This is a genomic window from Actinomyces mediterranea (assembly GCF_900155595.1).
Classification (GTDB): Bacteria; Actinomycetota; Actinomycetes; order Actinomycetales; family Actinomycetaceae; genus Pauljensenia; species Pauljensenia mediterranea.
This window is the reverse complement of record NZ_FTPB01000004.1, coordinates 1,180,340-1,206,354: the sequence shown is the minus strand read 5'-3', so window position 1 is coordinate 1,206,354 and position 26,015 is coordinate 1,180,340. Positions and strand designations below refer to the sequence as shown.

The following is a 26,015-nucleotide window of genomic DNA, read 5'->3' as shown; positions in this document are numbered from 1 at the left end:
GTCAAGCAGACGATAGGAGGCCACTCCCTCGCCGCAAACCTCGTCCTGTCCGCCACTTAACCGTCGCGAGGGTGTCGCGGACATCGTGCCGTGGTCAACCAGTCGATAGGACGACGGCGTCATCGTGCCTGGCGCGGAGTGGTATGGTCACTGCTCCCGCTTCATGACTGTTGGCGGTGTTCTGTGAGTACTGGTGCAGTCCCTGTGGTTGTTCCGCGGTTCCGTGATGACCTGTACGGTTCCACGGCTAGCGGCGCTGTTCGGCGACAACCCGGCGCGGCGTCGCGGCTGCTGGCGTTCGCCTTTGCATCTCTGCCGTTATCCCCGTGTGGTTGTTGTTGTGTTGTGTGTGTTTAGTGGGTGGGGGTGGTGTTCCAGAGGTGGCATTCTTGTGTGGAGCGGCGCTCGAACTCATCGAGGTGGGCTTGTTCTTCGCGGGTGCGTTCTTCTGGGAGAGGAACCGTGTAAATATGCGCCTTACACACCTTAAATGGCTGTGTGGACTCTACCGTCGTCACCACACCATTCAAAGAGGCTGTCGATCCGTCAAAAGGACTGGTCACACTACCCCGCCATGTCGTTGTCAGCGTGATCACCACATCCGGCTGCTTACGCTGATACACGTGATACACGCGCGTGGCCGGATACGGGGCACCCGGGTCTGTGGTCACCACCGGCGCAGTCCCGTCCCCGAAGTCATAGGAGAACCGTGTCGCCTCCAAGGTGAGGGTCACCTGTGCGCCGAACAAGGTGGTGGTCAGCGTCTGCGTCGGGGCAGTGACATACACCAGGGTGGGCACATCGATGAGCGTGTCCCACGTGGGCTGCTTCACCAAGCCAGCGCCACTAGCCTGCACGCGGGCGACCGCATACTCCAACAGCACGCGAGCGTCAGGAACACTGTCAACAGGCTCCTCATCAGTGGTGGGCACAGGCAAGCGAATCCTCTGATCGTGGTTATCGTCAGGAACCCCATTCGCCCCCGCAGTCCACGTCACGTTCTTGCACGTAGGATCCTCCAGATCCAAATTCCCCGCATCCCGCTTCTGCCAACACGACAACCTCCGCTCCACCTCAGGAGCCACCCCCACACGCACCTCACCCGACTCAACCACAGACGAATCAACAGACGCCCCAGAATCCTGCTCCGCCTGCCGCTCCGCACCAACAGTGACCGTGTCACCATCAGTTGAATGCTGAATGGCTTTGGTATCGATCGAATCGGCCACTGCGGTCGGGGATGAGAACACCGTTGCAACCAGTGTGAGCGCAACTACTGCGACGAAACGTCTACCCCTCATACTCATTCGCCTCCTGTTCATACACGTACCACTTTTCTCCATCCCAATGCATCAACAAATCAACGAGCGCGAGCGACTCAGGATGGTCAGTGAGGACCCCATCCCGATAGGTCTGTGCCGCTTCGTTGCGGACGAGGAATCTCACTGCGAAAGAATTCGGAATGCCTACCCGATCAGACAAATCAATGGTCTCGTGAACCTCAACAACCGTGTACTTCCCGTGATGTGACCATCCACCCGAAGCGTACAAGTTCTCGGCCCGCTCAATGAGGTCCATGCACCCGGCGCAGGTATCGGCGTTGACGAACGCTCGAATGGAGGTGGTGTCTCCGGTCTCCCACGCGTAGTCCATGAGCGCCAGGTAATGCTTCGCGGCTTGTTCTGCACCAAAAGCCGAATACGTATACGCATTGGACTGAAGCTGCGGCTCGTGCACGTGGACGGGTATCTTCGACAACGTCCCATCAGGGTTGAGAATGTACTCCCCCGACATCTGACGCTCCACACCAGACTGCACGCCGGAAGCGGCCTCAGTCCCACCAGAAGACCCACACGCCCCCACACCCAGCCCCACCACACATAACGCCACAACACCACCAACAAGACGACGCACGCCACCAAACACACCACACCCTCCTGTCCTACCGCGCACACCTCGTACAACCGCACCCACAAGACGACACACATCAAACACCGCACGGTGATATGCGCCAACAAAAGTACGCGTGTCCAAATGAAGAGCAGAACTCGCGTGCGTGGGGGGAGCGGGGTGGCGGCTCACAGTAGTGACATCGTCGGCACCGACCTCAGTGTCCGGGCCAAAGATCCATGCCGCTTGCCGACAGGGAGTGCCGCCCTTGGAAGGACCGTTCATCGGGTGCGTGTTCGGGGTCATAGACGCACCCTAACCCCCCTTGTGGATAACCCCCACACCCCACACAACACACAGCCTCCACCCATCCACATGGTTACACACCAACCCTTGAAAACGTATACACAGACCACACCACTAACAACTGGCCCTAGCAGGAACTCACACGAAGAAACTGTGCGCATAACAGCGAGGGTATTGCACGTTGAGGACGGTCCTGTTGGATCGCCCTCAATGTGCACACAACCATCAGTAGTGGCTCTTGACGGGAGTCCCGATCGGCGCCCAAGTGTAAAGGGCATACGCCGCGTCGCCTTCCTCCATCGCCTACACGTGCTCGCAGATGAATCCGCGCCGAATAGTCCGGCATGGCACGCATGCCATCCGCTCAAGCGGTACCTGTAAAACGCTGTCAGAGACGTAACCCCGCACTCATCAACAGGTCCCCGGCGCACTCCAGGTCCCCGGCGCACTCCTCAAGGCTGCGCACACCCCACACCCCGAAAGAAAGAAAGGCCCACCGAAGTGGACCCCTCTCTCAGCGCGGCTGTGTCTCAGCCCCGATGAAACAGCTGGATCAGAACGCCGGGATGACGGAACCGTCTGCCCAAGTCTGCTTGATGAACTGCTTCACCTCATCGGAGTGGAGGAGTTTCTCCAGCTCTGCGATGGCACCCGCCTTATTGGCCCCCGCCTTCCACACGAGTACGTTCACGGCGGGGTTGTTCTCGGGGGACTCGACGACGATAGCGTCATTGGCCTGGGTAAGTCCGCCCTCCTGAGCGTAGTTGCCGTTGATAACGGCGACATCCACATCGTTGAGTGCGCGGACCAGTTGCGGACCCTCAACCTCTTGGAAGGTGAAGTCCTTGAGGGCGGTCACATTGTTGACATTCGCGTCGGAGCCGTCGGTCGGGAGCTTCACGAGGCCCTGGTCGGCGAGGAGTTTGAGGGCGCGGGACTGATTCGTGACATCATTGATGATGCCGACCGTAGCGCCCGCCGGAAGGTCCGTGAGATCCTTGATCTTCGACGAGTAGACGGCGAGGGGCTCGAGGTGAACGCCCGTGCCGGGCTCGAAGTCGTATCCGTTCTCACGCTCCTGCTGTTCGAGGTAAGGGACGGTCTGGTAGAAGTTCGCGTCGAGGTCGCCATCATTAAGTGCCGTGTTGGGCAGGATGTAGTCGGAGTATTCAACGATCTCAATGTCGATGCCCGCATCGGCCGCGAGGTTGTCGTCGATGTACTGGAGGATCTTGGCGTGCGGCGAGGGCGAAGCGCCAACAGTGAGGGTGACGACGCCGGAGTCGGCTGCCGGGGCGGAGGAGTCCGAGGTGCTCGTCGTAGAGCCGGAGCAGCCGGCGAGGGCGAGGGCGGCGGCTGCGGAAACGGCGGCCGCGGTACGAAGGGTGCGCATAATGGGATTCTCTTTCTCAGTCTGTCGCCCCCGTCGTCTCTTTCACGAGGGCGGAGCCGCAGCGCAGGACCGCTGCTCGGCGTGATGACATCATCATGGTGGATACACCCCGGCCTCTTCCAAGGCGAACACAATGCGGAAGAATGTAACACCGGTATGCACAAGGTGCGATGGGTCGTCGCGCATGCAATTACGGGTGGAGCCGAGTACCGCGTGTACATGGATCACAACGGCTTCAGGGGACGCAATGGATCGGAATCCATGCCAACGGCCCCTGAAGCGCTCAGCGATGATCGAGGCGGCGGGCGATGAGATCGCCGATCATCTGCACCAGCTGCACGATGACAATGATCGCAATGACGGTGGAGATCATCACATCGTATTGGAATCGGTTATACCCGTAGTTGATGGCCATCTGGCCAAGACCACCGCCGCCGAGCGCCCCCGCCATCGCCGAATAGCTGATGAGCGTGATCGCGAGAGTCGTGACCGACTGGACGAGCATCGGCGCGGCCTCGCGCACCTGGACGCCCCAGCGGATCTGCCTATTCGACGCGCCCATCATTTGCGCGGCCTCGATTTTGCCCGCGTCGATCGCGAGGATATTCGATTCGACGAGGCGGGCGAAGAAAGGCACCGCGAGGATGACGAGGGGAACCACGGTCGCCTTCCACCCCAGGGATGTGCCGACGATGAGGCGGGTGACGGGGATCAGCATGATCGCACCGATGATGAACGGCAGCGATCGGATGATGTTGACGATTGTCGATGCGGTCTCATAGACGGGGCGGTTCGGGGTGAGCCCGTTCTTCCCGGTTTGGACGAGCAGCAGGCCGAGGGGGACGCCGAGCAGGACGGTGAACAGCGTCGAGAAGCCGGTCATGAGGAGCGTGTCGATGATCGCGGGGACGAATTGCTTCGTCAGAGCGGGGTTGTCGAGCCATGTCGGGTCGTTCTTGCCCGCCGGGAGGAGGACAGCGGCTTCGAGGGCGAGAAGTTGGGGACTCATACGGACCTCACCTCGGCGTAGATCTGGTGGTCGCGAAGCTGGTTGATGATCTGCTGCGCGTGATAGGAGGGGACTTCCAGGGCGAGTCTGCCGATCTGCGTCTGGCCGAGGGATTCGAAGGTACCGGCGGTGACATCGGCGCCCATGGATGCCGCGAGCGAGAGGACGGTCGCGCCGGTGGGGACGCCGGGGCGCGAAGTGAAGATGACATCGAGGAGCGTCGTGTCCTCGCGGAGGTCCGCGTCTTCGACGGCGGGGGCGGGGACGAGTTCACGCGCCAGGGGGCTCGTCGGGTCGGAGACGACCTCTTCGACTGCGCCCGTCTGGATGACACGCCCGTGGCCGAGCAGTGTGACGGCGTCGCAGATCTCGCGGACGACCGCCATTTCGTGGGTGATGACGACGACGGTCACGCCCTGAGACTCGCGGATATCACGGAGCAGTTCGAGGATCTGCCGGGTCGACTCGGTGTCGAGGGCCGAAGTCGGCTCGTCGCATAGGAGCACCGCGGGGCTGTCCGCCAGCGCGCGTGCAATGCCGACGCGCTGGCGCTGGCCGCCGGAGAGCTGAGAGGGGTAGGAGTCTCCGCGTCCGGCGAGGCCGACGAGGGCGAGCAGTTCGTCAACCCTCGTCGTGATCTGGTCCTTCGGCACGCCTGCGAGTTTGAGGGGGTAGCCGATGTTCTGCGCCGCGGTTCGCGAGTCGAGGAGATTCGCGGATTGGAAGACCATGCCGATGCGCCGACGAGCCTCCCTCAGTTCTTTCCCCTTGAGGATGGCGAGGTCGAGGCCGTCGACGACGATATTGCCCTCGCTGGGGTGTTCCAGGGCGGTGAGGCAACGGATGAGGGTGGATTTGCCCGCACCGGATTGACCGACGATGCCGTGGATGGAGCCCCTTTCCACGCGCAGTGTCACGTTGTCGAGGGCAACGACTTCGTTGCCGCCTTTTACGGAATAGACCTTACGTACTCCGCGCAGGTCGATCATGTCGTCCTCCATTGATGGGCGCGCTGGTTGAATGTTGCGTTTCAGCATAGAGGCGGGCGGGAGGAGGCCCAAATCCCGTGTTGCACGGCTCCAAAATATGACAACGAATAGGCTTTGAACTGTGGTTTTACCTATCCAAGTTGAAAATCGACGACGGCGAGCACTCCGCCCAATGCGACAAAGGACTAGGCGGGCGGCCCATCGCCATCGGGGCGGGACGGATCCTCTCCCTGCGCATGCATCCGATGGCCCTGTTTGAACGCGGATAGGAAGAACCAACCATATCGATGGCGCAACTGCTGTCGGGTAGCGCCGATATCGGCGGTGAAACCGCGCTCGGCCTCGCCGACTACATCACTGCGATCGCCACCGGCGGTTTCCCCGACCTTCTGGGGTCACCCGAGGTCGTGTACAACGCTCAACTCGATTCGTATATCTCCCGAATCGTCGACCACCACGAACTACATTGAAATACTTGATGCCGCGAAGACAACTACATCGCTGTATAGGGAGACACTCAGTCGGATTGGATACTCGATCCTGTTCCGGCGTGGAGCGACGTTCCACGGGTGGTGAAGTCAGCGAAGCACCACCTCGCAGGTCCGGCACTCGCTCTCCGTCTCATATGGATCTCAGTCTCTTCACCGACGACGATTCGGAACTCGCAGTTCCTCGGTCGGCTCTTCGAGTCTCTAGCGATCCTGTCTGTTCGCGTCACCGTCGAGGCTTCTTTCGCTACTGCGAGTCACTTGCGCACCCTCAAGGGCGAGCACGAAGTCGATCTCATCGCTCAGGGACAAGACGGTCGAGTCGTCGGAGTCAAGTTGACTGCGAATGTGACAGACGAGGACGTGAGACACCTCCAGTGGCTACATGATCAGCGTCGCAACGACATCGCAGATCTGGTCATTGTGACGACGGGTTCTCGCTCCTACCGTCGCGCAGATGGCGCTGCAGTCGTCTCCCTCGCCCTCCTCGGCGCCTGAGCGCTTCCGCCATCATGCCCCCGTCGACCTCGGGTTGTTCAGAGCCCGGGTGGTGCGGGGACGTAGACTGGCGGCATGCTCTTCGCCTTCTCCGTTTCACCCGCCACCACCCCCCACGCGGATGGCGCCGTTACCGAAGCCGTCGCCCGCGCCGTTGCAGTCGTCCGCGACTCCGGCCTGCCCAACGAGACCTCCTCAATGTTCACCACCATCGAGGGCTCCTGGGATGAGGTCATGCCCGTCATCAAAGCGGCGTGCGATGCAGTGTCCGAGGTGTCTCCCCGCGTCTCCCTCGTATTGAAGGCAGACCTGCGTCCCGGACGCTCGAATGAGATGCAGGCGAAAGTCGACCGCCTCAACGCCGTCCTCGCCGACCTCGACGACTGACGAGGACGCCCCGTGACCGGTCCTGTCTCCCCCGGTGTCGGCCGTTTCGCGCCCTCGCCGACGGGCGACCTCCACCTGGGGAATCTGCGCACCGCTATCCTCGCATGGGCGTGGGCACGCAAAACCGGACGCTCCTTCGTCTTGCGCATTGAGGACATCGACCGGGTGCGCTCGGGCTCTGCGTTGCGCCAGATCGACGACCTCTCGGCAGTCGGCATTGACTGGGACGGCCAGATCCTCGTCCAGACGACGCGCTACGAGGCCCACATGGATGCCCTCGCCGACCTCGCTAGGCGCGGCCTCGTCTTCGAGTGCTACTGCACGAGGCGCGACATCCGAGAGGCCGCGTCGGCGCCCCACATCCCGCCCGGCCACTACCCGGGGACCTGCCTTCACCTGTCCGACGCCGACAGGGCCGCTCGGCGCGATGCACTCGCTGCGCACAGCCGTATGCCCGCGCTCCGGCTGCGTGCCCCTGCAGCCACGTGGACCGTCGTCGATGAACTTCACGGCTCCTACACGGGCACCGTCGACCACTTCGTCGTCAGGCGCAGTGACGGGGTGCCCGCATACAACCTCGCCGCGGTGGTGGACGACGGTTTCCAGGGCGTCGACCAAGTGGTGCGGGGAGACGACCTGCTCAGCCAGGCGCCCGCCCAGGCGGCGTTGGCGACTCTGTTGGGGATTAAGGTGCCGACCTATGTGCATGTGCCACTCGCCCTCGCCCCCTCGGGCGCCAGACTCGCCAAGCGCGACGGCGCCGTCACATTGTCCGACCTTGCCGAACTGTCCTGGAACGTGGGAGACGCCGTCGAATGGATCGGACTGTCGCTCGGAGTACGCGGAGCCCGAGCGGCATCGGATATTGCGGAGGCTCTCGATATGAGCGCGCTTCGGGCTCTGCCGCTCGAACCGTGGGTGGTCGAGCCTCCGACCGGCGGGCCCGCGACAGTACTTGCCCGCTGAGCGCCCCGCCTTCGTCGATGGCGGCGGACGGTGCCGGAGGTCTGGCACACTGAGTGCGTGGACTTCTTCCAAAAGCTTCTCGGCTATAAAGAACCGACGATCATCGTGCTGCCCGGCGAGGATTGGGTCGACCTTTCGCCGTCGAAAGAACTGCACGCCGCCGTCGCCAAGCGCGCACGGCGAGAGAAATGGGAAGCGGGGGCGGCCTCCGTCACGGAGTTCCATTGCCTCGCCCTCGTTCGCGGAACATTCTCCGATGGACAGCTGGAGATCACTTGTCTGGGGACGCCGATTGCGTTCCTCACTCATGAGCAGTCGACGGGTGCGCTGGAGAAGATGCGCGCCGATAACGGTCTGAAGACCACTGCGGTCAGAGCGCGGGCCTCCATTGACGAGGAGGGCCGATGGCGGGTCAGCGTCCTCGTCTGACGGTGTAGTCGCCACATCGGTCCTTTGACCCTCCGGCAGCCAAATGAGAAAGGAGCGGGGGCCGCTCATCGTGGGCTCCACTCCTCACAATATGCTGAACCCCCACCGGTGGATCGCACCGAGGGGGGCCGCTGCGCGCTCGAAGGGACTCGAACCCCCAACCTTCTGATCCGTAGTCAGATGCTCTATCCATTGAGCTACGAGCGCATCGCCGTTTGGCTGAAATCCACATTAGCGCGCCATTGACGCCGAAGACAAACTGGCGGGTGGGTGGTCTGTCACACCGCAGAAAGGTGAACAATGAAGGATCCTCCACGCACCCGGTAGCGCACCCTTATCCTTGCTGCCTTCCAGCCCTGGGGAGGTTCGGATGATGCCGTCACGTGGAGGACCACGCCATAGTTTACACGTCTTCTCGCATCCATGGCACTGCGAGGACCCTAAGCAAAACCCCGGCTCCTCACGAGCCGGGGTGTGAGCGGAGGATGGGGGATTCGAACCCCCGAGGGCTTGCACCCAACACGCTTTCCAAGCGTGCGCCATAGGCCACTAGGCGAATCCTCCGGAGCGCACGTGCATGCGCGCAATCATCCTAAACGGAAGCGGGGGGAAAACGCGAACCTGCCGGCGCCCCATGCCCATGGCGTTACTCACGTTGCACGTCGGCCCGTCACTGCCGGAAGCGCGCGACGAAATTCTCCGCCACCTTGCCCGCCAGATGATTGCCCTCGCCGCTGCGGCCGATGAGAACCAGCGACTCCAAGTCATCCGTTCCCGGATAACCCGCATCCTCATAGCGCTCCAAGGCGGCACGAATCGCATCCGAATCCAACTCGGGATTGAACTGCGTCGCGTAGAACTTGTTCGACAGACGCATCATCTGCACCGGGCAGGTCAGGGACTTCGCCAGCTGAACCGCGCCCTCGGGCAGTTCTTCGACGGCCTCATGGTGGCTGACATACGTGAGGAATGTCCTCGGGAACCCCTCCAACACGGGGTCGTCGATGCCCTCGGCCGTCAGCATGATTTCGGTCAGTTGCGGATACTCCGCCCATTTCGTCGTCACTCGACCGCCCAGCAGAACAGTCGCAACCTCGGTTCCGTACCCCGTCGTCAAGCACGGGGTGTCCGCCTCGACGATGTCGTGCAGGAGGTGCATCAGTTCGGCCTCCGTGCGTTTTTGCGTCGCGGGCTTGTAGTCGTCCTGCGTCGTCGTGCCGTAGGGGGAGCCGGCGACGATGATGCCCGCATAGGCATGCACATCGATGTCGGGCAGGCCCAGCATATCGAGTCTGACCTGCTCGAGCTCCCCTTCAGTCAATCCGGTGACCTTGAGGAACGAGCGGTACTCCGCTTCGATCGCCTCTTCCTCAGGGCGGGTCGAGACTAAAAGGAAAGGTTTCATGGCTTCAACCCTAAGTAAGGAATGCGCGGAGGGCGACCCCGGGTCCACCCACTGGTTGCCCCTCACTCACGCAGGGGGGTGCGCGCCTTCGGGTAACGGCGATCCTCTCCGCGCCACCACGGCATCCACGAGGCGTAACCGTCGTCGGGGGGCTCCGGCGACTCGGGCTCATAGCCGAGTTCCTCAGGAGTCTGCGGGATCCGGTCGACGATGAAGTACTTATCGCGGTCGTCGCAGTGTTCGCGCACGATCGTCTTGAACTCGCTCAACTCGCAGTACAGGACACCGGTGATCGGGTTCCTCCTGAAGACGATGATCTTGTAGAGCCAGTAGACAAAGAGGGCGACGTTGGCCGCGAGCGCGAGGGCGGCGCAGGTGATGTTCGCCGCCGGATCCATCGTCGCGAAATTGAAGATGTCCGAGGGCGGGACGAGCACCTCGGGTAGAAGGGTGTTCATTGAGATCCAGAAGACGAGGGTGAAGCAGCGGAACCAGATCCACTGGCCCTTCGCCCAAGTGAAGGCCGGGATCGTGCAGGCGAGCAGTAGGGCGAGCGTGCAGTACCACGTGTAGTCAGCGAGCGAGTTGTACAGGAAGGCGTGATTCCACAAGTCGTAAGCGATGACCCAGGGCCAGACCATATCGACCCAGATGAGGCCGCGCACCTTCTGTTTGCCGGGTGAGGTCGCGATGATCTTACCGAGCCCGGTGATGGTGATGATGTTGAGCAGGCCCGCCGCGGCCGACATGAGATTCCAGTAGCCACCGATTGTCCGGAAGCCGGTGGCCGGATCGATGCCGATATGACGGGCGGACAGGTTCGCGGCGACCTCCTGGTACCAGGCTGTGGAGTGGAGTTGAGCGGTGACGCCTCGCGCCTCGGGCAGTCCTGCGATCATGTCGATCGTGTGGGAGTCGTTCACGGACTTCAGACACTGCCAGTCGGCTCCGCAGGCGTAATAGGCATCCGCATTCCACCAGATCGTGAGGTCGCGGATGTTCGCCTCCATGATGTTGACCGCCAGGCCGATCCACAGTGCGATGCCGAGCCAGATTGCATATTTGTGGGCTTTGGCGGGATTGCGCTTCGCATAGACGAGGACGATCCCGGTCATCGTCGCCGTGAGAATCATGATGGCGTACTTGCCGAAGGGGAACCAGCCGACCATCGGCGTTCCGTGTATCCACGCGTAGGGCATGAGGGCGATGCCGCCGACGGTCCACACCGCGAAGATCGTCCAATTCCAGCGCCGATTGATCTCGGCGACGAGGATCTGAGCGGCGAGGACGGCAAACCAGATGAGGTAGACCTTAGGGGTGCCGCTCTCCCATAGGAATAGCGAATTCACGATCATTCTCCTTGAAACTGCAACTGAGCTGGGTTTAAGCGACTACCCTAGTACCTCGATATCCACAATGTGCGAGCTTCGTCATAGGCCATCGGATTGCGCGAGAACTCCACCTCGTCGTCAGCGCATCACCGGGACCGACGACCCTCGTGTGACCCTCAAGGAGGAGGACTCATGGCACGGCACTCATCACGGATCAGGCCCCTGTGCGCGGCAGGACTGGCAGGGGCGACGGCGCTCCTGGGCGGCATGTACGCCTTCAGTCAACTCACCGGCAAGGCCACGCCCGAGGAACAGGCCTGGCGCTATCCGGGAGACGATCTCATCGACGCGAACTACGACAATGGCTACTCCTCGACCTATGCGATCACCATTGACGCCCCCGCGTACGCGGTGTGGCGCCTCTTCAAGCAGATCGGCGCCGAGAAGTCCGGATCCTTCTCCTCGGAGTTCCTCGAGCGCACCTTCGCGCGCCTGCCCTTCTTCAACTCCTACGAGATCCAGGAGGAGTTTCAACAGCCCGACTCGATGATGCCCGGCGACATCGCGGCCTTCGATTTCCATGGCATGTCGATGGAGTGGGCGGACATCGTGCCCGGCAAGTACATGGTTCAGTGGGTCGACACGAAGAACCCGCCCAAGGCCCCCGGATCGTACGCCTTCCGGTTCCCCGGGATGACGCACTTCGCCGCCGCCTGGTGCTTCTATGTGGTCCCGCTCGAGGGCGGTCGCACCCGCCTCATCAACCACTGGCGCATCGGCTATGAGCCGCCCAGCCCCGCCATGACCGCCCTCAACTGGATCAACATCGAGTTCATCGGCGGATGCATGACGCACCTGCAAAACCTCTACGTCAAGCGCGTCCTCGAGTTCAAGAAGAAGCAACATTTGACGGGCAGATTCATGCGCGGGATGCTCGGCGGCCGCTTCTTCAGCACCCCGACTCCGGCGGGACGCTACGACGGCACTCCTCTCTTCGAGGATACCTACACTCAGTGGTTCCGTTTCGGCCGCTCGGCTCCTGCGGTCGCCGAGATCCGACCGCCGGTCACCGATGATCCATCCTGGCCGCCGACCGGGCCGGGAACGCCGTGGGAGTCGGAGGTCGATGCTTCCTACTTCGAGGGGTGGAGTGAGCCGGAGTTTTCCTGGGATGAGCAGATCCGTCAGAAGATGGAACGGAGCTACCTTCCCCAATGGGGCAAGGAGCAGCGATGACGGGCGGAATCATCCCTCCGGATTATCCAACGCTGTTCTTCTTCGAGGTCGGCGAATGGTGGGACTACGCGATGCTCGTCGTCGTCATCGCTGGTCTTGCTTTCACCGCCTGGCTCGCGCAGCGGAATATGTGGGCCATTCTCGCCGTTTTCATCGTCATCCCTGTCGCCCTCACCTTCTTCTGGTGGCCAACATCGACTGCGGGAACGGCATCTGCCGGCTGGTTCCCCATCGTCAAACAATATTCCGCCCTCGCCGGCTCCCTCTGCCTCGTCGCCCTGCAGTTCTTCCCGAAACTGCGGCACAACCGCTGGTATCTGCTCATCCCGCCGCTCATCCTCGCGATCAATATTGCCGAGGCCGTCGTCCGGGATTTCCAGTGCTATTCCATCCACGGCGTTGACCCCGTCCAGGGCATGACGACGTGGGGCGGGCCGTGGAACATCATGAACGGCATCGCGGGAATCTTGAACCTGCTCGCCATCTCGGGATGGATCGGCATCTTCGTATCGAAGGGGAAGGAGCGGGCGCTCGTGTGGGGTGACCTCACCATTTGGTGGATCATCGCCTACGACGCGTGGAACGTCGCCTACGTGTACAACTGTCTGGCGGATCGCGCCTGGTACTCGGGCGTCGCCCTGCTCGCCTCGTGCACGATCCCGGCATTCATGAAGTTCGGGCGGGGGGCGTGGATCCAATACCGCGCCTACACCTTGACCTTCTGGTGCACGGTGGTCCTCACCTTCCCCCACTTCATGCAGGACTCGATGTTCGCTCACCGCAGCGCCCACAACCCCTACGCGATGCTCCTCGTCTCCGGGCTCGCCCTTGTCCTCAACGTCTACGTCTTCGGCAGGCACGTCCATCGGATAGTGACGCTTCACCGCAACCCCTTCACACAGGAGGTGTACTCCGACACCCCGGCATACGCGCAGTGGGTGCGCGACCTCGCCTCCGATGAGGACAAGCGCCTCATCGCGGCACGTCTCGGTGCATCCCCCGAGGAGGTCGGATACGCCTGACCGGATCCGGTGTTCCCGCCCCCGATGAGGGAACCGGTCCCCGCCGGTGGAACGCGGGCGGCGCCCGTGACGGCCCGCCGCCGCTCACTCCGGCAGAGTCCGGATTCGGTGGGCGCGCGGGCACTGGAGTAGCGTAAACGCATCACCGCGCCTCGCCGCAGACCCGGTATGGTTGGATGCTGTTGAACAGGAGCCTCATGGACTCGACGAACCAGACCGCCGCCGCACTGACGGGCCAACAGCTGCAGCGCAACCTGCACAACCGCCACATCCAGCTCATCGCCATCGGCGGGGCCATAGGGACCGGCCTATTCATGGGATCGGGCAAGACGATCGCAACGGCCGGACCCTCGGTGCTCCTCGTCTACATCATCATCGGCGCCGTCCTCTTCCTCTTCATGAGGGCGATGGGTGAACTCCTCCTCTCCGACCAGCGCTATGCAACCTTCGCCGACATCGCGCGCGACCTCATCGGCCCGTGGGCGGGGTTTGTCACCGGCTGGACCTATTGGATGTGCTGGGTCGTCACCGGCGTCGCCGACATGGTGGCGATCACCGGATACATACGCTTCTGGTGGCCGAATACGCCCGCGTGGATACCCATCACGATCATGACGCTCTTGCTCTTCTCACTCAATGCGATGACGGTGAAGGCTTTCGGTGAGACGGAGTTCTGGTTCGCTCTCGTCAAGATCGTCGCGATCCTCGCCCTCGTCGTCGTCGGCATCGCCATGGTCGCCCTGGGAACCGTGGACGAGGCGGGAACACCCGCAGCCGTATCGAATCTGTGGAGCCACGGGGGCCTGTTCCCCACCGGATTCTCCGGATTCCTCGGGGGATTCCAAATCGCGCTCTTCGCCTTCGTCGGCATCGAACTCGTCGGGACGACCGTCGCGGAGACTGCACACCCCGAGACGACCCTCCCCAAGGCCGTCAACTCGATCCCCGTGCGCATCATGCTGTTCTACGTCGCCGCCCTCGCCGCGATCATGATGGTCACGCCATGGGACCAGGTCGACCCCGAACGCTCCCCCTTCGTCACGATGTTCTCCATGACGGGGCTCGGCGCAGCGGCGACGATCGTCAACCTCGTCGTTCTCACCTCTGCGGCCTCGTCGGCGAACTCGGGGATCTACTCAACGTCGCGAATGCTGTTCGGCCTGGCCGGGCGCGGCGACGCACCACGGATCTTCCACCGACTCTCGAAGCGCCACATCCCCCGCAACGCCCTGTTCCTGTCCTGCGTATTCCTGCTCAGCGCGATCATCCTCATGACTTCCGATAGTTCCATCTCCTCAGCCTTCACCCTGGTGACATCCATGTCGGCGACGCTATTCATGGGCGTGTGGGTCATCATCGTCGTCGCCTATCTGCTGTACCTGCGCAATCGGCCACACCTGCATGAGACGTCGACCTTCAAAGCGCCGGGCGGCGCATGGTCGGCCAAGATCGTTCTCGTCTTCATGTCCCTCATGGTCATCGTCTTGAGCCTCGAGCCCGACACCCGGATCGGTCTGGTCGCCTCCGCGGTATGGATCGTGTTCATCGTTGTCGCCGCCCTCATTAACCGGCACCGGATGCTCACGCGCGCCGAAACCGGAGTGGTCCTGCCCGACGACTGAGCGTTCGCGCGACCACCTGATTCGCCACACGGCTTCGACACGCGCTAAACTTGATCCAGTGCCACGGGAACCCGAGAAACCGGGTTGAGAGGAGAGCATCGCGCTCTCGACCGTCGAACCTGATCCGGATAATGCCGGCGTAGGAAGGCTCCCCGCTCGTGCGCACCATGCTGCATACGAGAGGAGATCCTTCAGCATGGCTCACATCGCATCACCAACTCTTCGCTGGCGCGTCGTCGACATGGTGACCGCCGCCGTCCTCGGCGTCGCCTGCGGCCTCATATTCCTCGTATGGAATCAAATCGGAGGCGTCAGCTACACGCTCCTCGACGGATTCACCCCCGGTTTCGGCGGCATCGTCACCGGCATCTGGTATTTGGGGGGGACCCTCGGCGGGCTCATCATTCGCAAGCCCGGTGCAGCGATCCTCGTCGAGGTCGCCGCCGCATCCGTCTCCGCCGCCCTCGGCTCCCAATGGGGAATTTCGACGCTGTACTCGGGCCTCGCTCAGGGCCTGGGGGCCGAACTCGTGTTCCTCATCGTCGCCTATCGCCGCTACAACGCGATCGTCGCCCTCCTGTCGGGCGCCGCTTCGGGGATCGGCGCATGGGCTCTCGAATTATTCACCTCGGGCAATCTCGCCATGGGTCCGACATTTCTCACCATCTATTTCACGACGCTCATCATCTCCGGCGCCATCCTCGGCGGGGGAGCCGCGTGGCTCCTCATGAAGGGACTTGCCCGCACGGGCGCCCTCGATCGTTTCGCCGCCGGACTCGACGAGCGACGGCGAGTATGATCCGCACTCCCGCCCGCATCGATATCGAGTCGTGGGGATGGCGCCACGCCGGTCGCCTCGCATGGGCGCTCGATGACGTAACGGTGCACATCGCGCCGGGGGAACGAGTCCTCATCCTCGGCCCGTCGGGCTCTGGTAAGTCGACTCTCATGGCGGGCCTGGCAGGGATCCTCGGAGGCGAGGACGAGGGCGAGTCCCGCGGCACCCTCACCGTCGACGGCAAAAACCCCGAGGAACAGCGGGGCCGGATCGGCCTCGTCATGCAGGACCCCGAGGCGCAGGTCGTCCTGGCGCGCGTCGGAGACGATGTCGCTTTCGGTATGGAGAACCTGGGGGTTGCTCGTGAGCAGATCTGGCCGCGCGTCGACGAGGCGCTCGCAGCAGTCGACCTTGCTGTCGCCCCCCACCGTTCGACGTCGAGGTTGTCGGGCGGGCAGAAGCAGCGCCTCGCCCTCGCCTCGGTGCTGGCGATGAATCCGGGGCTGCTGCTCCTCGACGAGCCGACGGCGAACCTCGACCCCGAGGGCGTCGTCGGCGTGCGCGATGCCGTGGAACGGGTGCTCGCCGCCTCGGGTGCGACTCTCATCGTCATCGAACACCGCGTCGACGTGTGGGCGAGCCTGGTCGATCGGGTCATCGTGATCCTCGACGGGCGCATTGAAGCCGACGGGAGCATTGACGAGGTCCTCGCCCATCAGGGGCAGACTCTTGCGGAGCGCGGCATCTGGCTGCCCGGCGACGATGCGACGGCGGCGCTGAACGCGCAGTCGGCGAGCCTGAAGCCTGACCGCCCGGATGCTCCGCCGCGCGACTCCCCCATCCTGACGGCGATGGACCTGTCGATCGGCTACTCGCCGGGCCATCCCGTCCGCTCCTCCATCACGATGAGCATCCCCCGGGGCCGCTCCACCTGCATCGTCGGAGCAAACGGCGCAGGAAAGACGACTCTCGCCCTCACTCTGGCGGGACTCCTCCCCCAACTGTCCGGAACGATCTCCATGACCCCTGCCTCGGGCTCCCCCGCCGTATCCTCCGACCCTCATGAGTGGAGTTCGAAGGATCTTCTCGGGCGGGTCTCCATGGTGTTCCAAGAGCCCGAGTACCAGTTCGTCGCCCGCACCGTGCGTGAGGAGTTGCAGATCGGGCCGCGTATTCGCGGTGTCGAGGGCGTGGAACTCGTCTCCCTCGTTGATGAGCATCTTGAAGCGCTGCACCTCGTCCGCCTCGCCGACGCGAACCCGATGACCCTGTCGGGCGGGGAGAAGCGCCGACTGTCCGTCGCAACCGCTCTCATCAGCGCGCCCGAACTCCTCATCCTCGATGAGCCGACCTTCGGACAGGACCGTGCGACGTGGCTCGAGCTGGTGCGCCTCTTGAGGCGCGCCCGCGAGCGCGGAACGACTCTCGTGTCGATCACACACGATCTTGCATTCGTCGAGGCGATGGGGGATGCAGTAATCGATCTCGGCGATGTTGGAGTGTCCCACACCGACGAGGGCGGCAGCCGCTCCGACGACCGGTCGTCCTCGCCCGGGGAGTCCCGCTCGAGCGTCGCACGATCCGAGTCGGCGCCGCGCACCGCGCGCTCGATCCTCGACCGGGTCAACCCGGTGACGCAGGTGCTCGCACTGATCGTCATGACGACGCCGCTCATCATCTCCATCGACATCGTCTCCGCCGGGGTCGCACTCGCATTGGAGATGGGGATCGTCATCGCATCGCGAATGAGACCGACAGTCGTGGCGGCGCGCATGGTGCCGCTGTTCATCGCCGCTCCCGTCGCCGCGATGTCGATGCTGCTGTATGCGAATCCGGGGGGAGCGATCTACTGGTCCTTCGGCCCTGCGATCGTCTCCCACCGCTCCGTGTGGCTGTCGGCGGGCATCCTCGTGCGCGTCCTCGCGATCGGCATGCCCGCGATCGTATTGCTGTCGCGCATTGATCCGACGGATATGGCCGATGGGCTGGCGCAGGTCCTCCGCCTGCCGTCGCGCCCCGTCCTCGCGACTCTCGCAGCGGCGCGCATGACGGGACTGATGACAGCGGATTGGAAGGCCCTTGAGCAGGCGCGCAGGGTCCGCGGCATCGGGGACTCCCATAAGCTGGTCTCCGCCGCACGAGGTTCCTTCTCCCTGCTCGTCTTCGCCCTGCGGCGATCGGCGAAGCTGTCGCTGACGATGGAGGCGCGCGGCTTCGGGGCTCCAGTGGAGCGCACCTGGGCCCGAGAGTCGACAATAGGGCCTGCCGATGCGGCGATGGTGGTGATCGCGATCGCCGTTCCCGTGATCGGCCTGGGATGCGCGGTGGCGGCGGGCACCTTCGAGTTGATCGGACGATGAGGATGGTCCGCTTCAACGACGAGCGCCTGCCCAGGGCCCTTCGCTCCCACTGCGTGAGTGCCGTCTCCGCGTCGACGAGTGCGACCCCGATCGTCCTCGTCGATGGACTATCCGGGGCGGGAAAGTCCACGTGCGCACGCCTCATCGCCGATGCAGTGCGCGCGGATCTTCGCGTGCCCGCGCGTGTACTGGGACCGGACTCGTGGTATGCGGGGTGGGAGGGGCTACGCGATGCGCAGGCGACGACCTGCGACCTGCTCACCGCACTGAGGAATGGGCGCGTCGGCGAGTATGCGACGTGGGACTGGACCGCCTCCTCGCCTTCCGAAACGGTGGCCGTTACACCGGGCGTCGTCACGATCGTCGAGGGGTGCGGAGTGCTGACTCGGTGCACGCGGCCCCTGGCGGATGCCGCGATCTGGGTGGAGGCAGAAGGCGGCGAACCCGTGCGCTATCAGCGGGCCATCGACCGAGACGGGGAGACGTATCGGATGTGGTGGGACACGTGGGCGCGCCAGGACGAGGCGCGCCTGGAGGACGATCGGCCCGACGACCTGGCCGACCTCGTCGTCCTCACGTGAGTGCCGACCGCGGGCGTTCGCCCCGCTCGACCCCCATTCTCTCAGCGTTCCAATGCGGAGTATGAGGAGTATGACCGGAATGGACGGACAAGCCCGGTGCATGGCCCGAATGCGGATCAGTGGACGATGAGTCTTGCGGGAACCGCCTCCGAGGGCGGGGCGATTATGATGCGAATGATTGCACCCGTCCTCGACTGAGGGGAGTCCCCATGCCGACCCAGCCGCTCTCCGCCCATGAGATCGCCGCCGATGTGAGGGCGGGCCGCACGACGGTCCGACGAGTCGTCGAGGCCGCCCTCGCCAGGATCGACCGGCTCGATCCCCTCCTCAACGCCTTCACCGTCGTACGCGCCGGTGCCGCCCTCGCCGAGGCGGACGCCCTCGACGCCTCGGGACCCCACCAGGGGCCGCTCGCCGGAGTCCCCATCGCCGTCAAGGAGGAGTACGACGTCGCCGGGGATGTCACGAGCCTGGGCGGACGCGCGAACCAACGGCCCGCGGCACGCGACTGCGAAGTGGTCCGGCGCCTGCGCGAAGCCGGGGCGGTCATCGTTGGGCGCACGAATATGCCGGAGTTCGGGCAGTTTCCGGTCGGAGAGTCCGCCCACCACGGCGCGACGCTCAACCCGTGGGACCCCACCAGATCGCCGGGAGGATCCTCCGCGGGCTCGGCAGTGGCCGTCGCCACCGGAATCGTGCCGATCGCGATGGGCGCCGACGGCGGCGGATCCTTGCGCATCCCCGCGTCCGCATGCGGCGTCTTCGGTCTCAAACCGACGAGGGGGCGCGTGTCCTCGGCGCCTCTCGCCGAGCACTGGTACGGGCTGGCGACGTTCGGGGCGATCACCCGCACCGCGCGCGACATGGCGATCGTCCTCGATGTGATCAGTGGGAATACCCCGTCAGATCGGTGGCGGCTCGCCGCACGGGATCGTCCACTCATCGATTCCCCTGCGGGGGCCGCCGCGGCTCGTCCTCTGCGCATTCTCACCGCCTCCAACCAGATCATGCCCGGATCCTCGCCCGACGCCGACGTCGCCCGGGTCGTCGCCGCCTTCGGCGATCGCTTGAGCGCAGCGGGGCATGATGTGCGCTCGGCGCACGTGAAGTGGCCGATCGCCACGGCCCCGTTCCTCACTCTTTTCGCTGCGGGCATTGCCGAGGAGGCGCGACAGGTGGACGACCCGGATGCGCTCGCACCGACGACGAAGACTTTCGCCCGCATTGGCTCGCTGTACGGCACGAGGGTGATCCGCGCGGCCCACGCCTATTCCCACCGCCTCGCCGAGCGCCTGGATGAAGCCTTCGGGCGTGCGGATCTGCTCATGATCCCCACCCTGTTGGCGCCTCCGGTCTCGGCTCATGCCCTGTCGGGGAGGGGAGTGGTGTCCTCGCTCGTCGTCTCGACGCCAATCGTGTCGAATACGGCCCTGTTCAATGTGACGGGCCATCCGGCCGCCTCCGTTCATGCCGGTTTCACCGCACGAGGCCTGCCGGTGGGCGCGCAACTCATCGCCCGCAGCGGCCGAGAGGATGTCCTGGTGAGTGTGGCCGCTTCGATTGAAGCGCACGGGACCGAGTTGAGCGCGCCCGTCGCCCTCGTCGATGACTAGGGCGGCGCTGCAGAGATGCTGCAGAGATACCGTCGTGAGTATGACGGGAGTGGGCCGACAAGCCCAGTGCGCGGCGAGCGGCACGACGATCAGTGCATGATGAACCCCTTCAACATCGCCTCCCCGCAGTATGCACGAGTCCGCCCCGCGTACCCGAGCGGGGTCGTCGACCATGTGCTGGGGGTGGCCGGGGCGTCCCGCGGCTGCGAGATTCGCCGAGTCGCGGATATCGGTGCGGGGACCGGCAAGATGACGCTGCTGCTCGCTGCACGAGGGCTGCAAGTGGAGGCGGTGGAGCCCTCGGAGGCGATGCGCGCACAGCTGCATGTGGCGATCAGCGACCCCGCTGTATCGCCCGCGACTGAGAGGATCTGCGTCCACGATGCGGCGGGCGAGGACACGGGGCTGCCCGACGGCGACGTCGACCTCATCGTCTACGCGCAGTCGTGGCACTGGGTCGACGAGGAGCGCGCCTCGGCAGAGGCCCATCGCATTCTCGCCGACGGCGGAGTCCTGGCCGCGGTGTGGAACCAGATGGACGTGTCGGTGCCGTGGGTGCACCGCTTGACGCGCATTATGAGGTCGGGCGATGTGCATCGGCCGGACACCCCACCGGCCTTCGGGCCCTTCTTCACCGAGCCGCTGCTGCACGTGAGTGTGTGGAAGGATGCTCTCACCCCGGAGCAGATCCTCCGACTGGGGACAACGCGTTCCTCCTACCTGCGCCAGGATGACGCCGGGCGGGAGCGCATGCAGAACAATCTGCGCTGGTATCTCTACGAGCACCTGTCCGACTCCCCCGGCGAACTGATCCGAATCCCGTACATGACCCTCGTGTGGACCGCGGGCCGCAAGTGAGATTCGAGCGGCTCAGCGCTCCCAGGGGTAGACGATGTTGGTCGCGGCGCGGACTCCATCGAGCAGTTCCATAACGCGCAGAGTGTCCACCCACGGCATTGCGTCGGACTGGGTCGCTCCGGCAGCGAGGCACCGGGCGACTTCAGCCGCCTGGTATTGGAAGCCGCCGGGGACAGTGCCGTCCCATTCGACGATGTCGCCGTTTCCCCTCGGATCGGATTCGAAGGAGCGCAGGCGCAGCGCGGTGGGGCGGTAGAATTGCTGGGGCATTTCGAGGGCGCCGCGTTCGAAGACGACTTCGGCGCAGGTCGCCGAGCGGCCGTTGAAGTTCGAGGAGGCAGTGGCCATTGCCATCGGGGTGCGCAGCAGCGCCGCAGACTGGATATCGACGCCGAGGTCGGTGAGGTTGGCGCTCGCCGAGACGAGTTCCGCATCCGGCAGGATTTGTTGGACGAAGGACATCGAGTAGACGCCGAGGTCCATGAGGGCCCCGCCCCCGAGCTCCGGGTCCCATATGCGGGGCACGTGCTCGAGTTTCTGACCGTGGTCCGCGTGGACTGTGGTGACGGCGCCGAGGCCGTTGTTCGCGACGATGGCGTTGAGGACCCTCTGGTGGGGCAGGTGGCGGGTCCACATCGCCTCCATGCAGAAGAGGCCCTTGCTCGCGGCGAGGTCGATGACGCGGGCTGCGGACACGGCGTCCATGGTGAAGCACTTCTCGACGAGGACGGGCTTGCCCGCGGTGAGTGCGAGAGTCGCCAACTGTTCGTGCAAGGGGTGGATCGCTGCGACGTAGACGGCATCAATGTCGGGGCTCGCAACGAGATCCTCATAGGAGTCGTAGGCTCGTCCGACACTCATACGGGTCGCGAATTCGGCGGCGCGGTGCGGATCGCGGGCTGCGATGCCCGCAATGACTCCCGAGGAGTAGGCGCTGACGTCTCGGGCGAAGGTTGCGGCGATATGTCCCGCTCCGAGGATCCCCCAGCGGATGGCGGGAGCGTCCATCGGGTCGGGCAGTTCGACTCCTCGGGCGAGGTCGGCGAGCGGAGCGGGCAGCGGGGCGAGGTTCGCGTGGGGATTCATCATAGTCAAGGTCTCACGATTCGAGATGCGTCCGGATGGATTCGAGGGCTGTCTCCCACATGCCCGCTTCGTCCTCCCAGACCTGGCGGGCCTCGTCCTCGTCATCGCTGACCGACGACAGACCGGACTCTTCGACGTGCACGACGACGCCGCCGCGCTCCTCCGACACGGACACCTCCACCCTCGTCGCATACTCCTCGGGGAGCTCATCGGAGGCGATGGGGTACCAGCGGAAGGACACCACATCCATCGGGTCCTCATCGGCTTTTTCAATGAGCCAATCACCCGCTTCCGGATCGAAGACGCGGTACACGCCGTCGTCGCCGAGCGTCACCTCATGGTCGGATACGGGGCCGTCATTGACCCACCACCCGGGCTCGGACACGATCTCCCACACGGACTCCACCGGGGCGGAGATGAGACAGTCGACTTCGATCCGGTCGAAGTCCTCTTCCGCTTGAATACCTGCATCATCATCGAAGAAGTTCATGACACAACGGTAGACGCCGAAAGCGCCCGGGGCCACAAGTCCCGACGAATTCATCGAAATTGCCCATAAGGTCGGCGAAGACTCATCGAGTCGCACGACACGACAGCCCTTGACCGAGGAGGCTCAGCATGCGAATAGCAGTACCCAATGAGGGGCCCGACCACACACTCGTCGCCGCCACGCCCAATACGGTCGCGCTGCTCGCCCGACTCGGCTACGACGTATCCGTGGAGCGGGGAGCCGGAGCCTTGGCCCAATTCCCCGACAGCGCCTACGAGAAAACGGGAGCCTCGATCGTCGACTCCTCCCAGGTGTGGAGCGCCGACATCGTCATCACCCTCGACACTCCCGACGATGAGAGCATCACAGTCATGCGACCGGGCTCCACGCTCATCTCGCGCCTCGCCCCGATGCGCACGCCCGACCTCGCCGAGAAACTCGCCCCCACCGGGATCACCGCCCTCGCGATGGACGCGGTCCCGCGCATCTCCCGCGCACAGGCGATGGACGTGTTGTCCAGCCAGGCGAATGTCGCCGGCTACCGCGCCGTCATCGAAGCGGCCGGTCGCTTCGGAAGAGTGTTCACCGGCCAGGTGACCGCCGCCGGCAAGATGCCTCCCGCGAAGGTCTACATCATCGGCGCAGGCGTCGCCGGTCTGGCGGCGATCGGCACCGCGAACTCCATGGGCGCCCTCGTCTCCGCCACCGACGTCCGCCCCGAGGTCGCCGAACAAGTCGAGTCGATGGGAGCGACCTTCATCGCCCTCGAAACCTCGCAGGAGCGCTCCAGTGACGGCTACGCGAAGGCGATGGACGAGGACGCCGCCGCAGCGGCCAATCGCCTCTACGCCGCGCAAGCAGCCGCATCCGACATCGTCATCACCACCGCGAATATCCCCGGTCGCAAGGCGCCCATCCTCCTCGACGAGGACGCGGTCAACGCCATGGCGCCGGGCTCGGTCATCGTGGACATGGCCGCCGCCAACGGCGGGAACTGCTCGCTCACCGTCCCCGGCGACGTCGTCACCACCCCCGGCGGCGTGCACATCATCGGATACGCGGACCTCGCCGAACGCCTCCCCTCACAGTCCTCGCAACTCTACGGGCGCAACGTCGTCAACCTGTTGACGCTCATGACTCCTCACAAGGACGGGAATCTCGTCCTCGACTTCGACGATCAGATCGTGCGCGGCATTGCCGTCGTCTCCGACGGGGCGATCATGTGGCCGCCGCCCCCGGTCCAAGTCTCCGCCACCCCCGCGCCCGCGCTCCCGGAGCCGACGCCCGAGGAGATCGCGGCGAAAGCGGCGTCGGAGCGTGCGGAACGCAAGAGGAAGAAACGCCTCACGGCCCTCGGCATCACGGCGGCGGCGATCGCGTTCATCGCCCTCGTCTTGGCGACCCCGGCGGCGGCGACGGGCCACTACATCGTGCTGCTGCTCGCCGTGATCCTCGGGTTCTACGTCATCTCCAATGTGACGCCCGCACTGCACACACCGCTGATGTCAGTGACGAACGCGATTTCCGGCATCATCCTCATCGGCGCGATCTCCCAGATCGGCGATCCCCATCCACTTGTCGTCGCCGTCAGTTTCGCTGCCATCGTGCTCGCATCGGTCAATATTTTCGGCGGATTCGCGATCACCCACCGCATGCTCTCAATGTTCAGGAAGTGAGTCATACCGATGCTGGGCACTGAATCTTTCCCCCTCGACTTGTCTGCGGCCAACCAGCCGGTAACCCTCGCCTATATCGCAGCGGCAGCGCTGTTCATTCTCGCCTGCTCGGGCTTGAGCAAGCACGAGACCGCAGTCGCCGGGAACGTAGCGGGTGCATGCGGCATGGCCATCGCCTGCGGCGCCGCGATCGCCCTCTCCCTCGTCTCCGACCCCGCACACGGCGTCCTCGTCACGCTCCTGCTCATCGCGCTCGCGGTCGGCATTGGTGGCGCCATCGGCATCTGGAGGGCGCGCCGCATCGAAATGACCGGGATGCCGCAGCTCATCGCGATCTTCAACGGCCTCGTCGGCCTTGCGGCTGTCATGGTCGGATACAACTCCTATGTACACCCCGACGTCTCCTCGGCAGCGCTCGGCGGATTCCACTTCGGAGAAGTATTTCTCTCCGTGTTCGTCGGCGCCGTCACCTTCACCGGTTCGATCGTCGCCGGACTCAAACTCAACGGGACCCTGCCCGGGCGCCCGATCCTGTTGCCCGCGCGCAACCTCCTCAATCTCGCGGTCCTCGTCGTCTCATTCAGCCTCGGCGTCTTCTTCGTCATCATGTCGGATCATTCGATGCCCGCGTGGATCGCACTCATCGTGATGACGATCATCGCTCTGGCTCTCGGCATCCACCTTGTCATCGCGATCGGCGGCGGCGATATGCCGGTCGTCGTGTCGATCATGAACTCCTATTCGGGGTGGGCATCGGCCTTCACGGGCTTCCTCGTCGACAATGACCTGCTTATCATCACCGGCGCCATCGTGGGCTCCTCGGGCGCCTACCTGTCGTACCTCATGTGCCAGGCGATGAACCGTTCGTTCATCAATGTACTGCTGGGCGGCTTCGGCACGGATGCGACCTCCGCGCAGGCGGCGGCGCCGGAGGAGGGCGAGATTCACGAGGTCGATGCCCAGGCAGTCGCGGATCTCCTCCTCGATGCGCGCCGCGTCATGATCACGCCCGGATACGGCATGGCCGTCGCACAGGCCCAGTACCCGGTGGCCGCACTCGTCGAGGACCTCGTGGACCGCGGAGTCGAGGTGACTTTCGGCATCCACCCCGTGGCAGGGCGCCTGCCGGGGCATATGAATGTCCTCCTCGCGGAGGCAAAGGTCCCCTACGACATCGTCTTGGAGATGGACGAGGTCAACGATTCCTTCGCCGACATCGACGTCGTCCTCGTCATCGGCGCGAATGACACAGTGAATCCGGCCGCCGAAGAACCGGGGTCACCGATCGCAGGCATGCCCGTGCTCAAAGTATGGGAATCGAAGAAGGTCATCGTCTTCAAACGCTCCATGGCGACCGGCTACGCGGGGGTGCAAAACCCCCTGTTCTTCAAAGAGAACACGTCGATGCTGTTCGGCGATGCGAAGGACACCGTCGAAGCGATCGACCGGGCGATTGAGATCACCCGCCCGCGCGCGAACGCCTGATACACGCACGAGGGCCGCCCCTGGGACATGCCCGGGGCGGCCCCGCGCATGGTCGTTGATTCAACTGTTCTCCAACTCAGCTGTTGTCGCCTGCCTGAATGGTTGCGCAGACGGCGG

24 protein-coding genes, 2 tRNA genes, 1 other RNA gene and 1 riboswitch are annotated in these 26,015 nt (G+C 64.2%); of the genes, 15 read left to right on the top strand and 12 right to left on the bottom strand.

Annotation, left to right across the window (positions count from 1 at the left end):
• Window positions 1-353: 353 nt before the first annotated feature.
• From BQ7471_RS09395 to BQ7471_RS09375, 5 genes are all read right to left on the bottom strand, one after another.
• Window positions 354-1,301 (bottom strand): hypothetical protein, encoded by a 948-nt coding sequence (locus tag BQ7471_RS09395; protein WP_076463551.1) that lies wholly within the window; start codon window positions 1,299-1,301, stop codon window positions 354-356.
• Window positions 1,291-1,794 carry a DUF6318 family protein gene (locus tag BQ7471_RS09390; protein WP_076463549.1) on the bottom strand — a complete coding sequence of 168 codons (504 nt, stop codon included), beginning with the start codon at window positions 1,792-1,794 and terminating at the stop codon, window positions 1,291-1,293. The genes BQ7471_RS09395 and BQ7471_RS09390 overlap by 11 nt, the downstream gene beginning before the upstream one ends.
• A gap of 955 nt (window positions 1,795-2,749) precedes the next feature.
• On the bottom strand, window positions 2,750-3,589 hold the full coding sequence (locus tag BQ7471_RS09385; RefSeq protein WP_076465780.1) for a MetQ/NlpA family ABC transporter substrate-binding protein: 840 nt from the start codon (window positions 3,587-3,589) through the stop codon (window positions 2,750-2,752).
• 283 nt (window positions 3,590-3,872) lie between these two features.
• Window positions 3,873-4,598: a methionine ABC transporter permease gene (locus tag BQ7471_RS09380; protein ID WP_076465778.1), complete on the bottom strand. Its 726-nt coding sequence runs from the start codon at window positions 4,596-4,598 to the stop codon at window positions 3,873-3,875.
• Window positions 4,595-5,587, bottom strand: a complete 993-nt coding sequence (locus BQ7471_RS09375) for a methionine ABC transporter ATP-binding protein (protein ID WP_076465776.1) — start codon at window positions 5,585-5,587, stop codon at window positions 4,595-4,597. Before BQ7471_RS09375 ends, BQ7471_RS09380 begins: the two co-directional genes overlap by 4 nt.
• A gap of 287 nt (window positions 5,588-5,874) precedes the next feature.
• Here BQ7471_RS09375 and BQ7471_RS09370 point away from each other — a divergent pair, with 287 nt between their 5' ends.
• The 5 genes from BQ7471_RS09370 to BQ7471_RS09350 all read left to right on the top strand — a co-directional run bounded on the left by BQ7471_RS09370 (window position 5,875) and on the right by BQ7471_RS09350 (window position 8,355).
• Window positions 5,875-6,057: a hypothetical protein gene (locus tag BQ7471_RS09370; protein WP_076465774.1), complete on the top strand. Its 183-nt coding sequence runs from the start codon at window positions 5,875-5,877 to the stop codon at window positions 6,055-6,057.
• 99 nt (window positions 6,058-6,156) lie between these two features.
• Entirely contained in the window at window positions 6,157-6,573 is a 417-nt protein-coding gene (locus BQ7471_RS09365) for a DUF4143 domain-containing protein (RefSeq protein ID WP_076465772.1), read from the top strand.
• Window positions 6,574-6,648: 75 nt separating this feature from the next.
• Window positions 6,649-6,960, top strand: a complete 312-nt coding sequence (locus BQ7471_RS09360) for a thiamine-binding protein (RefSeq protein ID WP_076465771.1) — start codon at window positions 6,649-6,651, stop codon at window positions 6,958-6,960.
• Between the two features lie 12 nt (window positions 6,961-6,972).
• Window positions 6,973-7,926, top strand: coding sequence for a tRNA glutamyl-Q(34) synthetase GluQRS (gene gluQRS / locus BQ7471_RS09355; RefSeq protein ID WP_076465769.1), 954 nt, complete (start codon window positions 6,973-6,975; stop codon window positions 7,924-7,926).
• Window positions 7,927-7,983: 57 nt separating this feature from the next.
• Window positions 7,984-8,355 carry a hypothetical protein gene (locus tag BQ7471_RS09350; protein ID WP_076465768.1) on the top strand — a complete coding sequence of 124 codons (372 nt, stop codon included), beginning with the start codon at window positions 7,984-7,986 and terminating at the stop codon, window positions 8,353-8,355.
• A gap of 134 nt (window positions 8,356-8,489) precedes the next feature.
• Here BQ7471_RS09350 and BQ7471_RS09345 read toward each other — a convergent pair.
• The 5 genes from BQ7471_RS09345 to BQ7471_RS09325 all read right to left on the bottom strand — a co-directional run bounded on the left by BQ7471_RS09345 (window position 8,490) and on the right by BQ7471_RS09325 (window position 11,109).
• A tRNA-Arg gene (locus BQ7471_RS09345) sits at window positions 8,490-8,562 on the bottom strand.
• A 93-nt stretch (window positions 8,563-8,655) separates the two neighbouring features.
• Window positions 8,656-8,751, bottom strand: an RNA gene (ffs, locus tag BQ7471_RS09340) — signal recognition particle sRNA small type.
• A gap of 83 nt (window positions 8,752-8,834) precedes the next feature.
• A tRNA-Ser gene (locus tag BQ7471_RS09335) sits at window positions 8,835-8,919 on the bottom strand.
• 106 nt (window positions 8,920-9,025) lie between these two features.
• On the bottom strand, window positions 9,026-9,760 hold the full coding sequence (locus tag BQ7471_RS09330; RefSeq protein WP_076465766.1) for a glutamine amidotransferase-related protein: 735 nt from the start codon (window positions 9,758-9,760) through the stop codon (window positions 9,026-9,028).
• A gap of 62 nt (window positions 9,761-9,822) precedes the next feature.
• Window positions 9,823-11,109 carry a DUF5692 family protein gene (locus tag BQ7471_RS09325; protein ID WP_162841043.1) on the bottom strand — a complete coding sequence of 429 codons (1,287 nt, stop codon included), beginning with the start codon at window positions 11,107-11,109 and terminating at the stop codon, window positions 9,823-9,825.
• Between the two features lie 174 nt (window positions 11,110-11,283).
• On the opposite strand from BQ7471_RS09325, the gene BQ7471_RS09320 reads away from it, so the two are divergent.
• The 8 genes from BQ7471_RS09320 to BQ7471_RS09285 all read left to right on the top strand — a co-directional run bounded on the left by BQ7471_RS09320 (window position 11,284) and on the right by BQ7471_RS09285 (window position 21,161).
• Entirely contained in the window at window positions 11,284-12,327 is a 1,044-nt protein-coding gene (locus BQ7471_RS09320) for a hypothetical protein (RefSeq protein ID WP_076465763.1), read from the top strand.
• Entirely contained in the window at window positions 12,324-13,349 is a 1,026-nt protein-coding gene (locus BQ7471_RS09315) for a DUF5692 family protein (RefSeq protein ID WP_076465761.1), read from the top strand. Before BQ7471_RS09320 ends, BQ7471_RS09315 begins: the two co-directional genes overlap by 4 nt.
• A 197-nt stretch (window positions 13,350-13,546) precedes the next feature.
• A complete protein-coding gene (locus BQ7471_RS09310) occupies window positions 13,547-14,971 on the top strand; it encodes an amino acid permease (RefSeq protein ID WP_076465760.1) in 1,425 nt (474 codons plus the stop codon).
• Between the two features lie 53 nt (window positions 14,972-15,024).
• Window positions 15,025-15,134, top strand: a riboswitch (TPP riboswitch).
• 33 nt (window positions 15,135-15,167) lie between these two features.
• Window positions 15,168-15,770, top strand: a complete 603-nt coding sequence (locus BQ7471_RS09305; RefSeq protein ID WP_076465758.1) for an ECF transporter S component — start codon at window positions 15,168-15,170, stop codon at window positions 15,768-15,770.
• Window positions 15,767-18,109 (top strand): ATP-binding cassette domain-containing protein, encoded by a 2,343-nt coding sequence (locus BQ7471_RS09300; protein ID WP_076465756.1) that lies wholly within the window; start codon window positions 15,767-15,769, stop codon window positions 18,107-18,109. The genes BQ7471_RS09305 and BQ7471_RS09300 overlap by 4 nt, the downstream gene beginning before the upstream one ends.
• A gap of 2 nt (window positions 18,110-18,111) precedes the next feature.
• Window positions 18,112-18,690 (top strand): nucleoside/nucleotide kinase family protein, encoded by a 579-nt coding sequence (locus BQ7471_RS09295; RefSeq protein WP_076465755.1) that lies wholly within the window; start codon window positions 18,112-18,114, stop codon window positions 18,688-18,690.
• Between the two features lie 209 nt (window positions 18,691-18,899).
• On the top strand, window positions 18,900-20,303 hold the full coding sequence (locus tag BQ7471_RS09290) for an amidase (protein ID WP_076465753.1): 1,404 nt from the start codon (window positions 18,900-18,902) through the stop codon (window positions 20,301-20,303).
• A gap of 96 nt (window positions 20,304-20,399) precedes the next feature.
• Window positions 20,400-21,161 (top strand): class I SAM-dependent methyltransferase, encoded by a 762-nt coding sequence (locus tag BQ7471_RS09285; RefSeq protein WP_076466347.1) that lies wholly within the window; start codon window positions 20,400-20,402, stop codon window positions 21,159-21,161.
• A 12-nt stretch (window positions 21,162-21,173) separates the two neighbouring features.
• On the opposite strand, the gene BQ7471_RS09280 is transcribed toward BQ7471_RS09285, so the two are convergent.
• On the bottom strand, window positions 21,174-22,250 hold the full coding sequence (locus BQ7471_RS09280) for a Gfo/Idh/MocA family protein (protein ID WP_159438540.1): 1,077 nt from the start codon (window positions 22,248-22,250) through the stop codon (window positions 21,174-21,176).
• Window positions 22,251-22,260: 10 nt separating this feature from the next.
• Window positions 22,261-22,737, bottom strand: a complete 477-nt coding sequence (locus BQ7471_RS09275) for an SRPBCC family protein (RefSeq protein WP_076466344.1) — start codon at window positions 22,735-22,737, stop codon at window positions 22,261-22,263.
• A gap of 128 nt (window positions 22,738-22,865) precedes the next feature.
• Between BQ7471_RS09275 and BQ7471_RS11265 the strand changes: the two genes are divergently transcribed.
• Together BQ7471_RS11265 and BQ7471_RS11260 are read left to right on the top strand one after the other, a co-directional pair.
• Window positions 22,866-24,413, top strand: a complete 1,548-nt coding sequence (locus tag BQ7471_RS11265) for a Re/Si-specific NAD(P)(+) transhydrogenase subunit alpha (RefSeq protein ID WP_129583418.1) — start codon at window positions 22,866-22,868, stop codon at window positions 24,411-24,413.
• A gap of 9 nt (window positions 24,414-24,422) precedes the next feature.
• Entirely contained in the window at window positions 24,423-25,898 is a 1,476-nt protein-coding gene (locus tag BQ7471_RS11260; RefSeq protein WP_129583417.1) for an NAD(P)(+) transhydrogenase (Re/Si-specific) subunit beta, read from the top strand.
• The last annotated feature ends 117 nt before the right edge of the window (window positions 25,899-26,015 follow it).